A 252-nucleotide genomic window follows, 5' to 3' on the forward strand; every position below is an offset into this window, starting at 1 on the left:
GTCGACGACACTCCTGGTGTGCTCGATCTCGATGCGAGTGCGGTCTACCTCTTCGACGGTGAGGCCAACAATCTTCGACCCGCAGCTCACTCGGCGACGATGACCGAGTTGAACGGGCCACTCCCGACCGTGCACGCCGACGGCGAAACACTCCCGAGCTACAGTTTCGTCGAGGACGAATCGCTGTTCTTCGAGGACGTTCACGACGCGGACCGACTCGACAATCGGGCAACCGACCTCCGAACTGCGGCC

At 62.3% G+C, this 252-nt stretch carries 1 protein-coding gene; it reads left to right on the top strand.

Annotated features, from left to right (window positions below):
• Positions 1-252, top strand: a 252-nt coding sequence (locus SM753_RS21530) for a hypothetical protein (RefSeq protein ID WP_369335392.1), incomplete at both ends; no start/stop codon positions are given.

Origin of the sequence: Halostella sp. PRR32 (genome assembly GCF_034808085.1) — an archaeon.
Lineage (GTDB): Archaea > Halobacteriota > Halobacteria > Halobacteriales > Natronoarchaeaceae > Halostella > Halostella pelagica.